Annotated in this window: 13 protein-coding genes; 4 read left to right on the top strand and 9 right to left on the bottom strand. The window is 66.2% G+C overall.

What is annotated here, in order from left to right:
• Positions 1-11 precede the first annotated feature (11 nt).
• From ARTH_RS21665 to ARTH_RS21640, 6 genes are all read right to left on the bottom strand, one after another.
• A complete protein-coding gene (locus ARTH_RS21665; RefSeq protein WP_011689654.1) occupies positions 12-761 on the bottom strand; it encodes a cytochrome c biogenesis CcdA family protein in 750 nt (249 codons plus the stop codon).
• On the bottom strand, positions 758-1,267 hold the full coding sequence (lspA, locus tag ARTH_RS21660) for a signal peptidase II (RefSeq protein ID WP_011689653.1): 510 nt from the start codon (positions 1,265-1,267) through the stop codon (positions 758-760). The genes ARTH_RS21665 and lspA overlap by 4 nt, the downstream gene beginning before the upstream one ends.
• Positions 1,264-3,216, bottom strand: a complete 1,953-nt coding sequence (locus tag ARTH_RS21655; protein ID WP_011689652.1) for a heavy metal translocating P-type ATPase — start codon at positions 3,214-3,216, stop codon at positions 1,264-1,266. Before ARTH_RS21655 ends, lspA begins: the two co-directional genes overlap by 4 nt.
• Entirely contained in the window at positions 3,213-3,587 is a 375-nt protein-coding gene (locus ARTH_RS21650) for an ArsR/SmtB family transcription factor (RefSeq protein ID WP_011689651.1), read from the bottom strand. The genes ARTH_RS21655 and ARTH_RS21650 overlap by 4 nt, the downstream gene beginning before the upstream one ends.
• A 118-nt stretch (positions 3,588-3,705) precedes the next feature.
• Positions 3,706-4,752: a cytochrome P450 gene (locus ARTH_RS21645; protein ID WP_011689650.1), complete on the bottom strand. Its 1,047-nt coding sequence runs from the start codon at positions 4,750-4,752 to the stop codon at positions 3,706-3,708.
• Positions 4,753-5,040: 288 nt separating this feature from the next.
• Positions 5,041-5,652, bottom strand: a complete 612-nt coding sequence (locus ARTH_RS21640; RefSeq protein WP_011689649.1) for a TlpA family protein disulfide reductase — start codon at positions 5,650-5,652, stop codon at positions 5,041-5,043.
• A gap of 224 nt (positions 5,653-5,876) precedes the next feature.
• On the opposite strand from ARTH_RS21640, the gene resB reads away from it, so the two are divergent.
• The 4 genes from resB to lpdA all read left to right on the top strand — a co-directional run bounded on the left by resB (position 5,877) and on the right by lpdA (position 11,256).
• Entirely contained in the window at positions 5,877-7,529 is a 1,653-nt protein-coding gene (gene resB, locus ARTH_RS21635) for a cytochrome c biogenesis protein ResB (RefSeq protein WP_011689648.1), read from the top strand.
• Positions 7,529-8,629 carry a c-type cytochrome biogenesis protein CcsB gene (gene ccsB / locus ARTH_RS21630; protein ID WP_011689647.1) on the top strand — a complete coding sequence of 367 codons (1,101 nt, stop codon included), beginning with the start codon at positions 7,529-7,531 and terminating at the stop codon, positions 8,627-8,629. Before resB ends, ccsB begins: the two co-directional genes overlap by 1 nt.
• A 116-nt stretch (positions 8,630-8,745) precedes the next feature.
• Positions 8,746-9,627 carry a prolipoprotein diacylglyceryl transferase gene (gene lgt, locus ARTH_RS21625; protein WP_011689646.1) on the top strand — a complete coding sequence of 294 codons (882 nt, stop codon included), beginning with the start codon at positions 8,746-8,748 and terminating at the stop codon, positions 9,625-9,627.
• Between the two features lie 261 nt (positions 9,628-9,888).
• Positions 9,889-11,256, top strand: coding sequence for a dihydrolipoyl dehydrogenase (gene lpdA / locus ARTH_RS21620; protein WP_011689645.1), 1,368 nt, complete (start codon positions 9,889-9,891; stop codon positions 11,254-11,256).
• Positions 11,257-11,323: 67 nt separating this feature from the next.
• Here the strand turns inward: lpdA and ARTH_RS21615 are convergent, their stop codons facing one another.
• The 3 genes from ARTH_RS21615 to ARTH_RS21605 all read right to left on the bottom strand — a co-directional run bounded on the left by ARTH_RS21615 (position 11,324) and on the right by ARTH_RS21605 (position 14,573).
• A complete protein-coding gene (locus tag ARTH_RS21615; RefSeq protein ID WP_011689644.1) occupies positions 11,324-12,319 on the bottom strand; it encodes an arsenic resistance protein in 996 nt (331 codons plus the stop codon).
• 132 nt (positions 12,320-12,451) lie between these two features.
• Entirely contained in the window at positions 12,452-12,985 is a 534-nt protein-coding gene (locus ARTH_RS21610) for a hypothetical protein (protein WP_011689643.1), read from the bottom strand.
• Between the two features lie 88 nt (positions 12,986-13,073).
• On the bottom strand, positions 13,074-14,573 hold the full coding sequence (locus ARTH_RS21605) for an alkaline phosphatase (RefSeq protein WP_011689642.1): 1,500 nt from the start codon (positions 14,571-14,573) through the stop codon (positions 13,074-13,076).
• Between the last annotated feature and the right edge of the window lie 28 nt (positions 14,574-14,601).

The raw sequence follows: 14,601 nt of genomic DNA, 5'->3' as shown, positions 1-14,601 counted from the left end.
CGCAGGGTGGGTCAGATGGGAGTAGTGAAGGTTCCGATCAGGTTCTGCAGGCTCAGGATCCAGGTGGTCCAGACACCGGAGACCATCAGGATCCCGACCAGGATCAGGGTCGCGGCTCCTGCGAGATTGAAGGTCCTGATGTTCCGGCGGACGAAGCCCAGGGTGCCGGTGACCCAGCCAAAGCCCCGGGCGACGAGGAGGAAGGGGATGCCCAGGCCGATGCAGTAGGCGAAACCGAGCAGCGCCCCGCGCCAGGCCGAGCCGGTGGTGGTGCTCAGCGCCAGGACGGCACTGAGGGTCGGGCCGATGCAGGGGGTCCAGCCGAGCCCGAATCCGATGCCCAGCAACGGGGCCCCGGCCAGGCCGGTGTTCGGTTTCCAGGACAGTTTCGCCGTGCTCTGCAGGAACGGGATCTTCCCGGACAGGGCCACACCCATGACGATGACGACCACACCCAGGACACGGGTGATCACATCGCTCCAGCTCACCAGCCAGAGCCCGATGGTCCCGAATGCCGCACCATACAGGGTGAAAACCGCGGCGAAACCGAGGATGAACAGCCCGACGCCGGCGGTGGTCCGCCGGCGTGCGGCCTTCTCATCCGTTCCGGCCAGACCGGAGACGTAGCCCAGATAGCCCGGGAGCAGGGGTAGGACACAGGGCGAGATGAACGAGACGAGACCGGCGATGACCGCCAGTGGCACCGCCAGGAGCAGGGCTCCTGACTGCACACCCTCGGCGAAGAACCCGCCCAGACTCACGTCCCGTTCTCCGGGTCCTTACCGGGCCGCAACATGCCCAGCACCAGGACGGCGACGCCGAGCGTGACGAAGACGTCGGCGAGGTTGAACGTCGGGAACCATCCGCTGTGCAGATAATCCACGACCCCGCGCCCGTCAAGCCGGTCGATGAAGTTCCCGACGGCGCCGCCGGCAACAAGGATTCCACCCGCAAAGGAGGTCCTGGACATCTTCGGGGCGCTGACCGTCAGCCAGGACAGCAGCGCGGCGATGATGACCCCGGTACCGGCCACGACAAAACCGGTGGGCAGGGTCGCGCCGAGGCTGAAGGCAACCCCGGTGTTGTACAGGAGCTTGATTGTCAGCAGCGGGGTTTCGATTACCTCTCCCCGGGAGAGGCCTGCCTCGGCCTGGGCCTTGATCAGCAAGTCGGCTCCGGCGAGCAGTAGCGCGCCGAGCAGCAGCCCGCCCCGCCGTATCCACGGCCGGGACGGGGCACTGTCCCGGACCGGTGCCGCTTGGCTCACCGGGCCGGTTCCAGGTTGGGGACGGCGTCCCGGGAAACCGGGATGGTGGCGTACTTGCTGACCTTGCCGGCGCGAACGCCGTTGGCGATGACAACGATTTCGGCCAATTCATGAATCAGGACCACGGCTGCCAGCCCCAGGATGCCGAACAGGGCCAGCGGGATCAGCACCGCGATCAGGGCCAGGGACAGGCCCACGTTCTGGAACATGATCCGGCGGGTACGGCGGGCGTGCTCCAGTACCTGGGGCAGGTGGTGCAGGTCCTCGCCCATCAGGGCGATGTCGGCGGTTTCGATGGCCACGTCGGTGCCCATCGCGCCCATCGCGATGCCGGTGTCGGCGGTCGCCAGGGCCGGGGCGTCGTTCACGCCGTCCCCGACCATGGCGGTCGGCTGCCGCTCCTTCAGGGTGCGGATGATGTCCGCCTTGTCTTCGGGGCGCAGGTCGGCGTGGACTTCGGTGATGCCCGCTGCCTTGCCCAGGGCCTCTGCGGTGAGCCGGTTATCCCCGGTGAGCATGGCGGTGGTGTAGCCGGCGCGGTTCAGGCGTTCAATGACGGCCCTGGCTTCGGGGCGGAGTTCGTCCCGTACGGCGACGGCACCGATGAGGACAGATTGCTCCTCGACCAGGACCGCTGTCGCGCCGCCGGCCTGCATCCGCCGGACGGCTTCCTTCAGCTCCCCGGGGGCGATCCATCCGGGCCTGCCGAGCCGGGCACTGTGCCCGTCAATGGTCCCTTCGAGCCCCGCACCGGGAACCGTGTTCAGGTCGGTGACGGTGACCCGGTCCGTGGTGGCGGCGAGGATGGCCCGGGCGAGCGGGTGTTCGCTGCGTTCTTCCAGGCCGGCGGCGACGGCCAGCACCCGTTCCCGGGTGGAGGAGGCGGTGGCCGCGACCTCGATCACGGCGGGTTTGTTCCGGGTCAGGGTCCCCGTCTTGTCCAGGGCGATGGTGCGGATTTTGCCCAGGGTTTCCAGCGCGCCGCCGCCCTTGATCAGGACGCCCATCCGGCTGGCCGCGCCGACGGCGGCGACCACGGTCACGGGCACGGAGATGGCAAGGGCACACGGCGAGGCTGCCACCAGGACAACGAGGGCGCGTTCGATCCACAGGACCGGTTCGCCCACGATGAAACCGAAGACGGCAATGAGCGCGGCGGCGATCAGGATCCCGGGGACAAGCTTTTTGGCGATGGAGTCGGCCAGGCGCTGGCCGGGGCCCTTGCGGGACTGCTCGGCCTCAACTATGTGCACGATCCGGGCCAGGGAGTTGTTCTCCGCGGTGCTGGTGACCTGGACCTCGAGCGGACCGGTGCCGTTGATCGACCCCGCGTAGACTTCGCTGCCGGGTCCGGCCTCGACAGGGACTGATTCGCCGGTCAGGGCTGAGGTGTCCAGGGAGGTGCGCCCGGTCAGGACGCGTCCGTCGGTGGCAAGACGCTCGCCCGGGCGAACGACCATGGTCTCACCCAGCACCAGCTCGGACGGGGAGACGGTAACTTCGGTTCCGTTGCGCAGCACCCTGGCCTCGGACGGGACCAGGTCCAGCAGCGCCCGCAGCCCGCGCCGGGTGCGTGCCACCGAGTATTCTTCCAGGCCCTCGGAGATGGCATAGAGGAAGGCCAGCATCGCCGCTTCCTCGATCTGGCCCAGGATGACGGCGCCCACGGCCGCGATCGTCATCAGCGTGCCGACACCGATCTTGCCCTTGACCAGCCGGCGCAGGGTGGAGGGAACGAACGTCCACGCTGCGACCAGCAGCGCCGCGGCCTCCAGCGGCAGGGTGACCCACTCGGATGCGTCGAGCAGCGAAGCAATCCACGCCACCAGCAGCAGGACTCCGGAGACCGCGGCCGCGCGGACCTCGGTCACCTGCCAGAAGCCCTCGGCTTCTTCCTGGCCTTCTTCTGTTTCCGGCTTATCATCGCCGCATCCGCACGCGTCGCTCACAGTTGCTCCTCTTTGGTGGTTTCGGCGTCGCGGGATGCGTCGCCGTAGGTCGGGCACAGGCTCACTGCGTTGCCGGTGGCGGCCAAAAGGATCTCGGCCTGGGCCAGGACATCGATCAGTTCCGGACGGGTCAGGGAATAGAACACCTTCCGGCCTTCCGTCCGGCCCGTGACCAGGCCGCAGTCCCGCAGGCAGGCCACGTGCGCGGAGACAGTGGACTGCGCCAGACCCAGTACCTGGGTCAGGTCACCGACACGGGCCTCGCCCCGGGCGATACGCTTTACGATGGCAAGCCGGGCGGGGTCGGCCAGGGAATGGAACAACGCGGCGGCCGGTTCCAGCCGGGTGCCACTTCTCGTATCAATCGTCATACACCGATGATATCCAAAGTCGGTGATATGTGCCAGCCGCAACCTTCATGGCGTTCCGCGTGCAGGTCCGGGGCCAGCGCGCTTATGGCGCCGCGGCAGGGGTATGTGCGGAGCCGTGTCAGTGCGGTCCGGGGCGTCCTGAGAGGATGAAACCGCTTCGAGGCAGCGCGGGCATCCGGGTAAGGTCGATGCTCAGGTCCTGGGCGGGTACGCTCATGCCGGTCTCCGCGGCCAGTGCCCGGACGGCCCGCCGCATCAGGTCAACGGTGATGTCCTCACCGGGGCAGCGATGCCCCGCGGCAGGGTCGCCGGCGCCCTGGGGAACCAGGGTGTGGGGGTCCGGCCGCCAGGCGCGGAACCGGGCAGGGTCGAAGCTCTCCGGATCCTTCCAGATCCGGCCGTCGTGGTTCGTGCCGTACAGATCCAGCAGCACCCATTGACCCTCTTTGAATGTCTGGCCCTTCCATTGCAGTGGTTGGCGGGCCGTGCCGCCGACGAAGGGGAAGAACGGGTAATACCGGCGGACTTCCTGTGCGAAGCAGTCCAGGTCTGCGTCCTGGCCTGCGTTCAGGATGTCTTTCCATTCGGGGTGCTGCTGCAGGGCGACGGCTGCGAAGACCATGAAGCGGCTGACGGCCTCGATGGGCCGGAGCAGGTTGAGAAGTTCCACCGCCGCGGTGTCAACCGGGAGTGCGTTGCCGTGTTCGTCGGTGTGAAAGGCGATCGACGCGGCCGGCGTGTCCCTGGCCGCGTCCGGGCCGGACCGGCGGATGGTGTCGAGGCAGTCGGCGGCCCATTTTTCGGTTCCGCGGCGGCGCCACCGCGCATACCAGTTCGCCGGCCCGACCGCGCCGGCCTTTTCGATCATCAGGCTCAGTTCCCGGGCGCGGCGGCCCACTGTAGCCTGGTCTGCCGGCACTCCGGCCCATTCGCAGGCGGCTGCGGTGAGGATCCGGCGCAGCTCGTCATGGAGTACCACCGCGCCCGCGCCACGCCACCGCTCCGCCGCGGAGCGCCATTCGGTGTCGAAAGCCTGGCCGAGACGGTCCACCGATTCCTTGGTCATCAGGTCACGAAACAGCTGTTTCCGGTGCCGGTGGGCGGGCCCTTCGAGGGACTGCACGCTGCCGGCGTCCTGCAGCAGGTGCTGGGCAGAGCGGGGCATGGCCCTTGCGGCCGAACCGGCCACCGCCGTAGAAGAACTCGGCCGCCTCCGCCCCGCGAAGGCAGATCACCGGGCGCAGCATCAGCCGGGTGCGGAACGCATCGGTGCCGAACCGGTCACACCGGCTCGATATGAACGTGTACCCCTCACGCAGAAGAGCCAAGGAACCCTCAGGCAACTGCACTGTCATGACGGACCAGCCTTCTCTCGTTCCGCTCCGGCATGGCCGGAATTCCGGGTGTTCGCATGCGGCCGGAGCGTCCGGGAACCCCCGCGTCCCGGCTTTTCCTAGGCCTCGAGTGCGGAAGTGATCAGGGCTTTGAGGGTGCTCTTGTCCAGTCCACCCAGGATTCTCGCCGCAACTCGCCCTTCCTTGTCCAGGACGAGGGTGGTCGGGACCGCCTGGGGCGGGACGAAGCGGCTCATGGCGAGCAGTACCTTCCCGTCCTTGTCCTGCACGCTCGGATACGTCACGCCGAAGGTCCGCTCAAAGGCTTCCGCCGTCGGCTTCTCATCCCGGACGTTAATCCCGAGGAACTTCACTCCCTGCGGGGAGAACTCCTGGTACAGCGATTCCAGGTGCGGGGCCTCGACACGGCACGGGGCGCAGGCTGCGTACCAGAAATTGAGCACTGTGACCGCGCCCGCCCAGTCACCGGAACTGACGGGCGTGCCGTCATAAAGGTTCGCGTTCAAGGCCACCGGAGCGCCGCGGGACCCCTCGGCGTATTCCTGCACCGATCCGTCACCGGCAATGTAGTTCTTGTTATCCCCCGCCGCCGCCTGCTGGACGAGCGGATCGGGTCCGGCGCAGGCGGCCAAGCCAAGGGAGGCCACAGCCGCCAGGCCCGTAAAGATGCTGCGCCGGGTCAGGCTGCCGCCGCCGGATGGAGTGTTCATCAAATGGCTTCCTCCTATGACGTGGATGGTGGTCCTGGACGTGCCGTTTTCACGCCACGCCCAGGCTCAGGTTTCAACCGGAATCGGTTCAATCGTCTTCAGACGATATTATCAGGAAGGGGCGTGGCGAAGCGCCGGCCACCCACTTGTACTAATTCTACGTAAGGTAGAACTGCGGGGTTGCAGACCTCACCCGCCCTTGACACCCCGACTGGAAGGCAGCGATGTCCCTACCTGACGCCCCGGATGCTAAGGCAGCGCCGGTCCTCCCGCCGCTGGGCCCCGCCGGGACGCTGCGCTGGGCGTGGACCCAGCTGACGAGCATGCGGACGGCACTTTTTCTGCTGCTTTTGCTGGCCGTGGTCGCGGTGCCGGGCTCGTTGTTCCCGCAGCGCCCGGCTAACCCTGCCGTGGTGACCCAGTACATCAAGGACCGTCCGGAGTACGGGAAAATCCTTGACTCCCTTCAGCTCTTCGATGTCTATTCCTCGGCGTGGTTCTCCGCGATTTACATCCTGTTGTTCATCTCCCTGATCGGCTGCGTGATACCCCGGGCCCGGGCACACTGGAAGGCCCTGCGTTCAGCCCCGCCGCGGACCCCCCGGCGGCTGTCGCGTCTGCCCGAATACGGCACGCTCGTGCTGCCGGCAGACGCCGCTGTCGGCCCGGGCGACGCCGTCCGGGACGCAGCCGCAGTACTGAAGAAACGCGGCTACCGCGTCGACATCCGCGACGCCGACGGCGCGATGCCCTCCCTCGGAGCCGAACGGGGGCTGCTGCGGGAAGTCGGCAACCTCCTCTTCCACACCGCCCTGATCGGCGTGCTGGTCAGCGTCGCGGTCGGCGGGTTGTTCGGCTACCGGGGCCAAAAAATCATCATCGAAGGCGACACGTTCGTCAACACCCTCGTCGGCTACGACAACTTCACCCCCGGCACCAACTTCCAGACCTCCTGGCTGGATCCCTTCGCCGTCACCCTGGACAAGTTCGACGTCCGTTTCGACCGCGAATCCACCCGGCAGTTCGGCCAGCCCATCGATTTCAAAGCCTCCCTGACGACCCGGAACAGCCCGGACGCGGCCCCGCAGCAGCAGGTCCTGAAAGTCAACGAACCGGTCTACTTCGGCGGAACCGGCATCTTCCTCGTCGGCAACGGTTACGCACCCATCGTCACCGTCAAAGACGGGGACGGGAACACCGCGTTCAGCGGCCCTGTCGTATCCGTCCCCAACGACGCCGTGTACACCTCCACCATTGTCCTCAAGGTCCCGGACGCCTCGCCCTCCCAGCTGGGTTTCGTCGGGTTCTTCCTGCCCTCGGCCATCAAGAACCAGGATGGTGTGTCCTACAGCTTCGACCCGGACCCGCTGAACCCGCAACTGAACCTGAACTCCTACTACGGTGATCTCGGGCTCGATACAGGCAAACCCCAGAACGTCTACAACCTGGACGTAAAGACCTTGACCCAGCTCAACGGCCGGGATCTGCCGGCCGGCGGGATTGTCCTGGACGCCGGGCAGAGCTACACCCTCCCGGAGGGCAAAGGCTCGATCAGCTTTGACGGGCTCAAACGCTACATCGGGGTGGACATCCGCACAGTCCCGGGCCAGGACGGGGTCCTGATCTTCTCCCTGATTGCCGTCGCCGGGCTGATCGTGTCCCTGTACGTGAACCGCCGCCGCGTCTGGCTCCGCGCCGGCTCCCACGAGGACGGCCGCACCATGATCGAATACGGGCTGCTGGCCCGCGGCGAAGACCACCGGCTCGCACCCGAGGCCGCGGCCATCCGCGCCCGGCTCATGGCCCGCTGGAACCTCGCCGAGCCCCACGCGACCGACGCCGCCAACGTCCCTGCCCGCTCACCGAAGGAGCACTAATGCCGGACATCAACGAAACCATGGGCCAATACAGCGAGCTGTTCATGCTCCTGGCCGCAGGCACCTACACCGTGGCGTTCATCGCCTTCGCCTGGGACCTGGCCCGCAGCAGCAAGGTCCTGCGCGCGGTGGACCTCAAAGCCGCAGAGGCGGCCCCTGCACGTGCCGGCGTTCCGGTCAGCGCCGGAATCAGCGCCGCCGCTTCCGGTGACCGTCTGGCCTCCCACGTCGGCGGCCCGGCCGGCATAGCCGAACGCCCGAGCTCAACCGCCCGCCGAGCGGGAACGGATGCGGCCGGCGCAGGCCAAACTGCCGAACCCGGCATGCGCTACGCCCCCGGGCGGCGCGTCCCGGCCCGGGTGGCGGTGGCCCTCACGATACTCGGCGCCCTGATCCACGGCGCCGGTGTGGTCACCCGTGCGTTCGGCGCGGGCCGGGTGCCATGGGGCAACATGTACGAGTTCCTTACCACCGGCGCCTTCGTGGCCGTGGCGGTATTCCTGCTCGCGCTGACCCGGCGCGACCTGCGCTTCCTGGGCACCTTCGTGATCGGTCTGGCCATCATCATGCAGGTGGCCGCCTCGATCGCCTACTGGACGCCCGTGGGGCACCTCGTTCCGGCGCTGCAGAGCTACTGGCTGATCATCCATGTCTCCATCGCCGTACTGTCCTCGGCACTGTTCACCCTGACCTTCGCGATGTCCGCCCTGCAGCTGGTCCAGTCCCACCGCCAGAAAACCGTAGCTGCCGGAGGCGCGGACAGGCTCGGGTTCATGCGTCTGGTTCCCTCGGCGCTCAGCCTGGAGAACCTCTCCTACCGCATCAACGCGCTCGGGTTCATCGGCTGGACCTTCACCCTGATGTTCGGGGCCATCTGGGCCGAAAAGGCCTGGGGCCGCTTCTGGGGCTGGGACACCAAGGAAGTCTGGACCTTCGTCATCTGGGTGGTCTACGCCGGCTACCTCCATGCCCGCGCCACGCGCGGCTGGACCGGCACCCGCGCCGCCTGGCTGTCCATCGTCGGCTACCTGTGCGTGGTGTTCAACTTCACCATCGTGAACCAGTTCTTCAACGGCCTGCACTCCTACTCCGGCCTGTGACGTCCTCACAGCTGCCCGGGCGTACCAACCTGCCGCGGCGGGACCAGGGCATGCTGCTTTCGGCGGCCGCCGTCCTGTGGCCGCTTCCTGACACCTACTTTCAGTGAGCTCGAACCATGCAATCGTTCTCCACGCAGGAGATCTTCCTGCCTTCACCAACGCTGAGCGCCGTCGCGCTCGGCCCCCTGACGATCCGCTTCTACGCGCTCTGCATCCTCGCGGGCATCGCTGTCGGCACCTGGCTGACCGTCCGCCGTCTCAAGGCCAGGGGCGGGACCTCGTCACAGGCACTGGACATTGTGATGTGGGCCGTCCCCTTCGGCATCGTCGGCGGCCGGCTCTACCATGTGATCACCGACAACCAGCTCTACTTCGGGCCCGGTAAGGACCCCTGGGGTGCCCTGCGGATCTGGGAAGGCGGCCTTGGCATCTGGGGTGCGGTTGCCCTCGGGCTGGTCGGGGCAGCTATCGGTGCCCGCCGCGCCGGAGTCCCCTTCGCCGCGTTCGCTGACGCCGCCGCTCCCGGACTGCTCCTGGCGCAGGCCCTGGGCAGGTGGGGAAACTGGTTCAACAACGAAATCTACGGCGCACCCACGGACCTGCCATGGAAACTGCAAATCCACACCATGGACCCAACCACAGGACAGGCAGTGACCACTCCAGAAGGGACCCCTGAGGTCATCGGGTACTTCCAGCCGACCTTCCTCTACGAGTCCCTCTGGTGCCTGGCCGCGGCGGCACTGCTGATATTCCTGGACCGCAAATATACGCTCGGAGCCGGAGCGGTCTTCTCCCTCTACATTGTTTTCTACACGGCCGGCCGGTTTGCCTTCGAACTGATGCGCTCCGATGAAGCGAACACGATTCTGGGTGCGCGCGTCAACACCTGGGTCGCCGGAGTTGTCTTCATCGCCGGGCTGGCCTTCTTCCAACAGCTCAGATCCCGTACCCGGTCAAAGGTGGAAACGAACGGCACGCTGCCGGACCCGGCCCGCTAAAGACCCGGAGGCCGCAATCGCTCCGCACATCATGCCAACGGAACAACCACCCGTCTGGGAAAGACCCCTGAGGATCCGTATCAGGCATAATATCGGGACAGGACTCACATCCGGGAGCCGTGTAGATGCGGGGGCTTCATGGGCAAGGCACACTGGCCACCACGGCGACCTTCGGGGCTCCTGTGCTCCCCCTAGGTGCGGGCAACGCCGCTCCCTCAATCACGGACTCGCCCCTCAATTCGCTCCATCGGGAGGAAAACCATGACCTATGACCTCGTAATCCTCGGCGGCGGCAGCGCCGGCTACGCCGCCGCGCTGCGCGGGGCGCAGCTGGGCATGACGGTGGCCCTGATTGAGGGCGACAAGCTTGGCGGGACCTGCCTGCACCGTGGATGCATCCCGACCAAGGCGCTGTTGCATTCAGCAGAAGTGGCCGACACCATCCGGGAGAGCGAAGCATTTGGCGTGGAGAGCGCCTTCGGCCGCGTCGACATGGCCGGGGTGACAAAGTTCAAGGCGAGCGTCGTTGACCGCCTCTATAAAGGACTCCAAGGCCTCGTTTCTTCCCGCAGCGTCGACCTGATCCAGGGCTGGGGTACGCTGGCCGCCGCAGACACGGTAGAAGTCGACGGCACCAGCTACCGGGGCAAAAACATTGTGCTGGCCACCGGGTCCTATTCGAAATCCCTGCCCGGCCTGGACATCAGCGGACGGGTGATCACCTCCGAACAGGCACTCGAAATGGATTTCGTCCCCAAGAGCGCACTCATCCTCGGCGGCGGCGTGATCGGTGTGGAATTCGCCTCGGTCTGGGCTTCCTTCGGTACCGAAGTAACCATCATCGAAGCCCTTCCGCGCCTCATCGCCAACGAGGACGAATCCCTGTCCAAAGGCCTCCAGCGGGCCTTCACGAAACGCGGCATTAAGTTCCTCACCAACACCATGTTCGCCGGTGTCTCCCAGAACGATGACGGCGTCACCGTCACCACCCAGGACGACAAAACCCTGGAGGCCGAAGTACTGCTCGTGGCCGTGGGCCGCGGCCCCGTGACAGCGAAGCTAGGCTACGAGGACGCCGGCATCCCCATGGAACGCGGCTTCGTGCCCACCAACGACCGGCTGCACACCGGTGTCGGCAACGTCTACGCCATCGGGGACATCGTGCCCGGCCTTCAGCTGGCCCACCGCGGCTTCCAGCAAGGCATCTTCGTCGCCGAAGAAATCGCCGGTCTGAGCCCGGCACCCATCATCGAATCCGGCATCCCGCGCGTGACCTACTCCGAGCCCCAGGCCGGCTCTGTCGGCCTCACCGAGGCCCAGGCGAAGGAACAGTTCAGTGCCGACGGCATCGAGACGGTCGAGTACAACCTCGGCGGGAACGCCAAAAGCCAGATGCTGCAGACCGCGGGCTTCATCAAACTCATCCGCCAAAAGGAGGGCCCGATCATCGGCGTCCACATGCTCGGCGCCCGGGTCAGCGAGCTCATCGGCGAAGGCCAGCTCATGGTCAACTGGGAAGCCTATCCCGAGGACGTCGCCAGCCTCCTCCACGCCCACCCCACCCAGAACGACGCCATCGGCGAAGCGGCCCTCGCCCTGGCCGGCAAGCCCCTGCACGCCCACGGCTGACCGGCGCTTCCTGGCTGGGCGTTCAAGGTGGTTGATTGAAGCGGAGCCCGGGACGGCGCGCCTGTGCTTAGGCGGGCTGCCGGTTGGGTTCCTTGGGCACGATCAGGGGAAGGAACTGGACGTAGAGGACCATGCCGATCAGTTCGACGAGAGTTTGGGTGACGACGACCAGCGCGGCCAAGGCCAGCGGCCCGGGAAGCGCCAGCGCCAGCGGCAGCACAACCAGCGAATTTCGGGTAGCGCCACTGAAGACAACGGCACGGGTGGACGCAGGATCGAGGCGGGCGCCTTTGGCCGCCAACAGTCCCAGCGGAACCATCACCAGCAGGAAAGCCACATAGACCGGAACCACCACAAGCAGCGAGCCAAGTTCCCTGCTCACTCCTGTGATCTGTGAACCGACTACCACGGTCAGCGTGACCATCATGAGGGGAACCATCGAAGCCTGCATGGCCGCCATGACGGTCCGGCCCAGGTTTGTCCGGCGGGCCAGCGCCTGGGTCAGGGCCGCTGCGGCCAGGGGAATGATGATCAGAACGATCAGGGCCTCGACAAACGGTGCCGGGTCAATAGCCCCAGCCACGTCGGGGCCGATGAAAACCCACAGGAACACCGGTAGCAGGAGCATCTGCACGAACATCAATACCGGAGCGGCGGCCAGGAGCCGGTCACTGGCCCCTCCGGCCAAACCGGTGAAGACAATGACGTAGTCGATGCACGGCGTCAGGAGTACGAGCATGACGCCGACCACCAGCGCCGGATCTCCGGCGACAAACCGAGTCAGACCAAACACCACAGCGGGAACGACGACGAAGTTCAGGACCAGCACTGTCGCCAGGAACCGCAGATCCCTGACTGCCGCGCCGATGGAGGCAAAGGGAACCCCGAGAAAAGTCGCATAGAGCAGCAGTCCGAGGGCCGGGTAAATCGAGCGCTCCAGCGCCCCCACCGAGCCGGGAGCAAGAAAGCCGAGGGCAACGCCGACAGCGATGGCCGCAAGGTACAGGCCGATCTGATGACGCTCCACCCACGCGGGGAGATTGCGGGTTTTCACCGTACCCATGCTAGATGATGCGCTTCCTGCGTCTCCCGGTGGCGAGGAACCCTGCAGCAGCTGAGCGAAGGCGGCAGGCTCGTTCAGCCGGGTGGTGGCATCCGCGGGCAAGACAGCTGGTCCCTGGGTCTTCGGGACAAATTATTCATTGACGAGGACGGGTACGCCTACTGCCGTTGAAACGGCTTTGGCCTTAATCTCGGCCGGTACGGGAATGCTGAACTCTTCACGTTCTTCCGGCGCTCCGGAGTGGCTGTGTCCTTGGCTGCCGAGGTGGTGGACGAAACGGGCGGTTCCGACCATGGTGCCCCGGTCATCGTAGAACCCGGCGAGTATCTGGAGATCGAGCAGTTTGCTGACATCACCGGTGATCCTGACCGCTCCTGTGGCTGCCTGACCGTCGAAGGTCAGGCCTTCAAAGACCAGCCTGTCATCAAAGGGGCCCCGGACATGGAGGACCTGGCCGGGGGCCGGCCGGGTCGTCTGGAGTCCGGGCAGGTCCGGTTCACCCTCGGCAGCGGCAAGGCCAGGGAAAGATGTTTTCGCGGCGGCCAGCGGGACCTTGTCGCCGGCCGGAGAGGTAGAGCCCTGTCTGCCCAGTACGACGAATGCAAGTACTGCGAGGGATGCAGCAACGAGGGTTGCCATCAGGAGAATCCGGGATTTGCGGTTCATGGTGTTCCTTTGGATGTGCCGTGGCCCGGGGTTCGTTCTTGTCCCCCCGGGCCACGGCCAGTCTTGCAGTTTTAGTTCTCCGCGAAGGTCAGCGCAGGACGCGCAAGGCGTTGCCCACGATGTCGAACAGATCGGTGTTGTCCACGCTGCCCTGCAACTGTTCTGATCCTGAGCCGTAAGCGTAAACAGGCACGTCGGCACCGGTGTGGTTGCCCGAAAGGTAGTTCAGCCAGAGACTGGCCTCCTTGGAGCCGTCCTTGACCTCGGCTGGGTCATTCGGGGTCCGGAAGGTGGCCGGGCCGAAGTTCTTCGGGTCTGCAGCGCCGGCGCCGTTGATGATGCCGCTCGAGCGGGTCGGGTCCTTGACGTTTCCGCCAGGCCGGGTCGGGGTGGAGCTATTGGCGGTGTTGCCGGAATCGACGTTGGCCGGGGGCCCGGCTGCTTCGGCGTTGGTGAAGGAGCCCTTTTCGATGACGCTGAAGCCGCCTGTTTCATGGTCTGCAGTCACGATGACCAAGGTGTTGCCGTCCTTCTTGGCGAAATCCAGGGCAGCGGCGACCGAGTCGTCGAAGGCCTTGATTTCCTCAAGGGCCTGGGCCGCGTCGTTGGCGTGGGAGCGCTTGTCAATCAAAGCCCCCTCAATCTGCAGGTAGAACCCGTCGCCCTTGGAGTCTTTTTCCTTTTTCTTATCGAGCAGTTCGATGGCCTTCTTGGTCATCTCCGGCAGGGAGGGCTCCTGCGCCTGAGGCGCGGCGGGGTTGTCCTGCTTGGCTTTCTCGACGGTCAGGTTGCCCTTGTTGAACAAGCCGAAGACCTTCTCACCGGCGGCCCCGTTCAGGTCCGCGCGGGTGGCGGGGATCTGGCTCGAGACCGAGCCCAGGACCGAATAGCCCTGCTCCTTCAACGCGGTTTCGTCCGTGGCGTCGAAACGGCTTAAGCCGCCACCAAAGATGACGTCTGCTGTGCCGTTGCGGGCGATCTGGTCCGCAATCGGGGTGACGCGGACGTCACTGGTCGGCAGCGGGGTGCCGGTGATGCTGGTGTCCTGGCACGCGGCGGCTGAGTAGACAGGACCCTGGCAGCCGCGGGCGAGGGAGTGGCTCATCTGCGAGGCCGGGGTAGCGTCCGTAATCTCGGCGGTGGAGACGTTGCCTGTGCGGTAGCCGGCCTTCTTGGCCAGTTCCATCATTGTCGGGACCACTGCGCCCTTGGCGTCCACGCCGAGGGCGGCGTTGTAGGTCTTCACCCCGGAGGCCCAGGCGGTGGCGGCGGAGGCGGAATCGGTGACGAGGTTCGGTTTGAAGTCAGTCTGACCGGGCTGGCCGGAGTTCTTTTCCACGGCGTAAGTGCTGACGTAGCCCTGGGCCGGAAGGGTTTCCATGGCCAGTTTGCCTGCGGCTCCGTAGAAGCGTTCACGGCCGGCGGTGACGTGGGTACGGCCCATGCCGTCGCCGAGCAGGTAAATGACGTTCTTGGTCCGGCCGTTGTTCCCCTCCGGGGCGGCGGTGGCGGGGGCGCTGACAGCGACGGCTGTTAGCACGGCGGCAACCGCCGCCGTTGAAGTAAGCATGGATAGGGTGCGGCGCATCAGGGATCTCCCAAGGAAAAACTGCGAA

It is taken from the genome of Arthrobacter sp. FB24, from assembly GCF_000196235.1.
In the GTDB taxonomy this organism is placed as follows: domain Bacteria; phylum Actinomycetota; class Actinomycetes; order Actinomycetales; family Micrococcaceae; genus Arthrobacter.
Note: the sequence above shows the minus strand (reverse complement) of the source record. Positions and strands in the feature narration are given on the sequence as shown.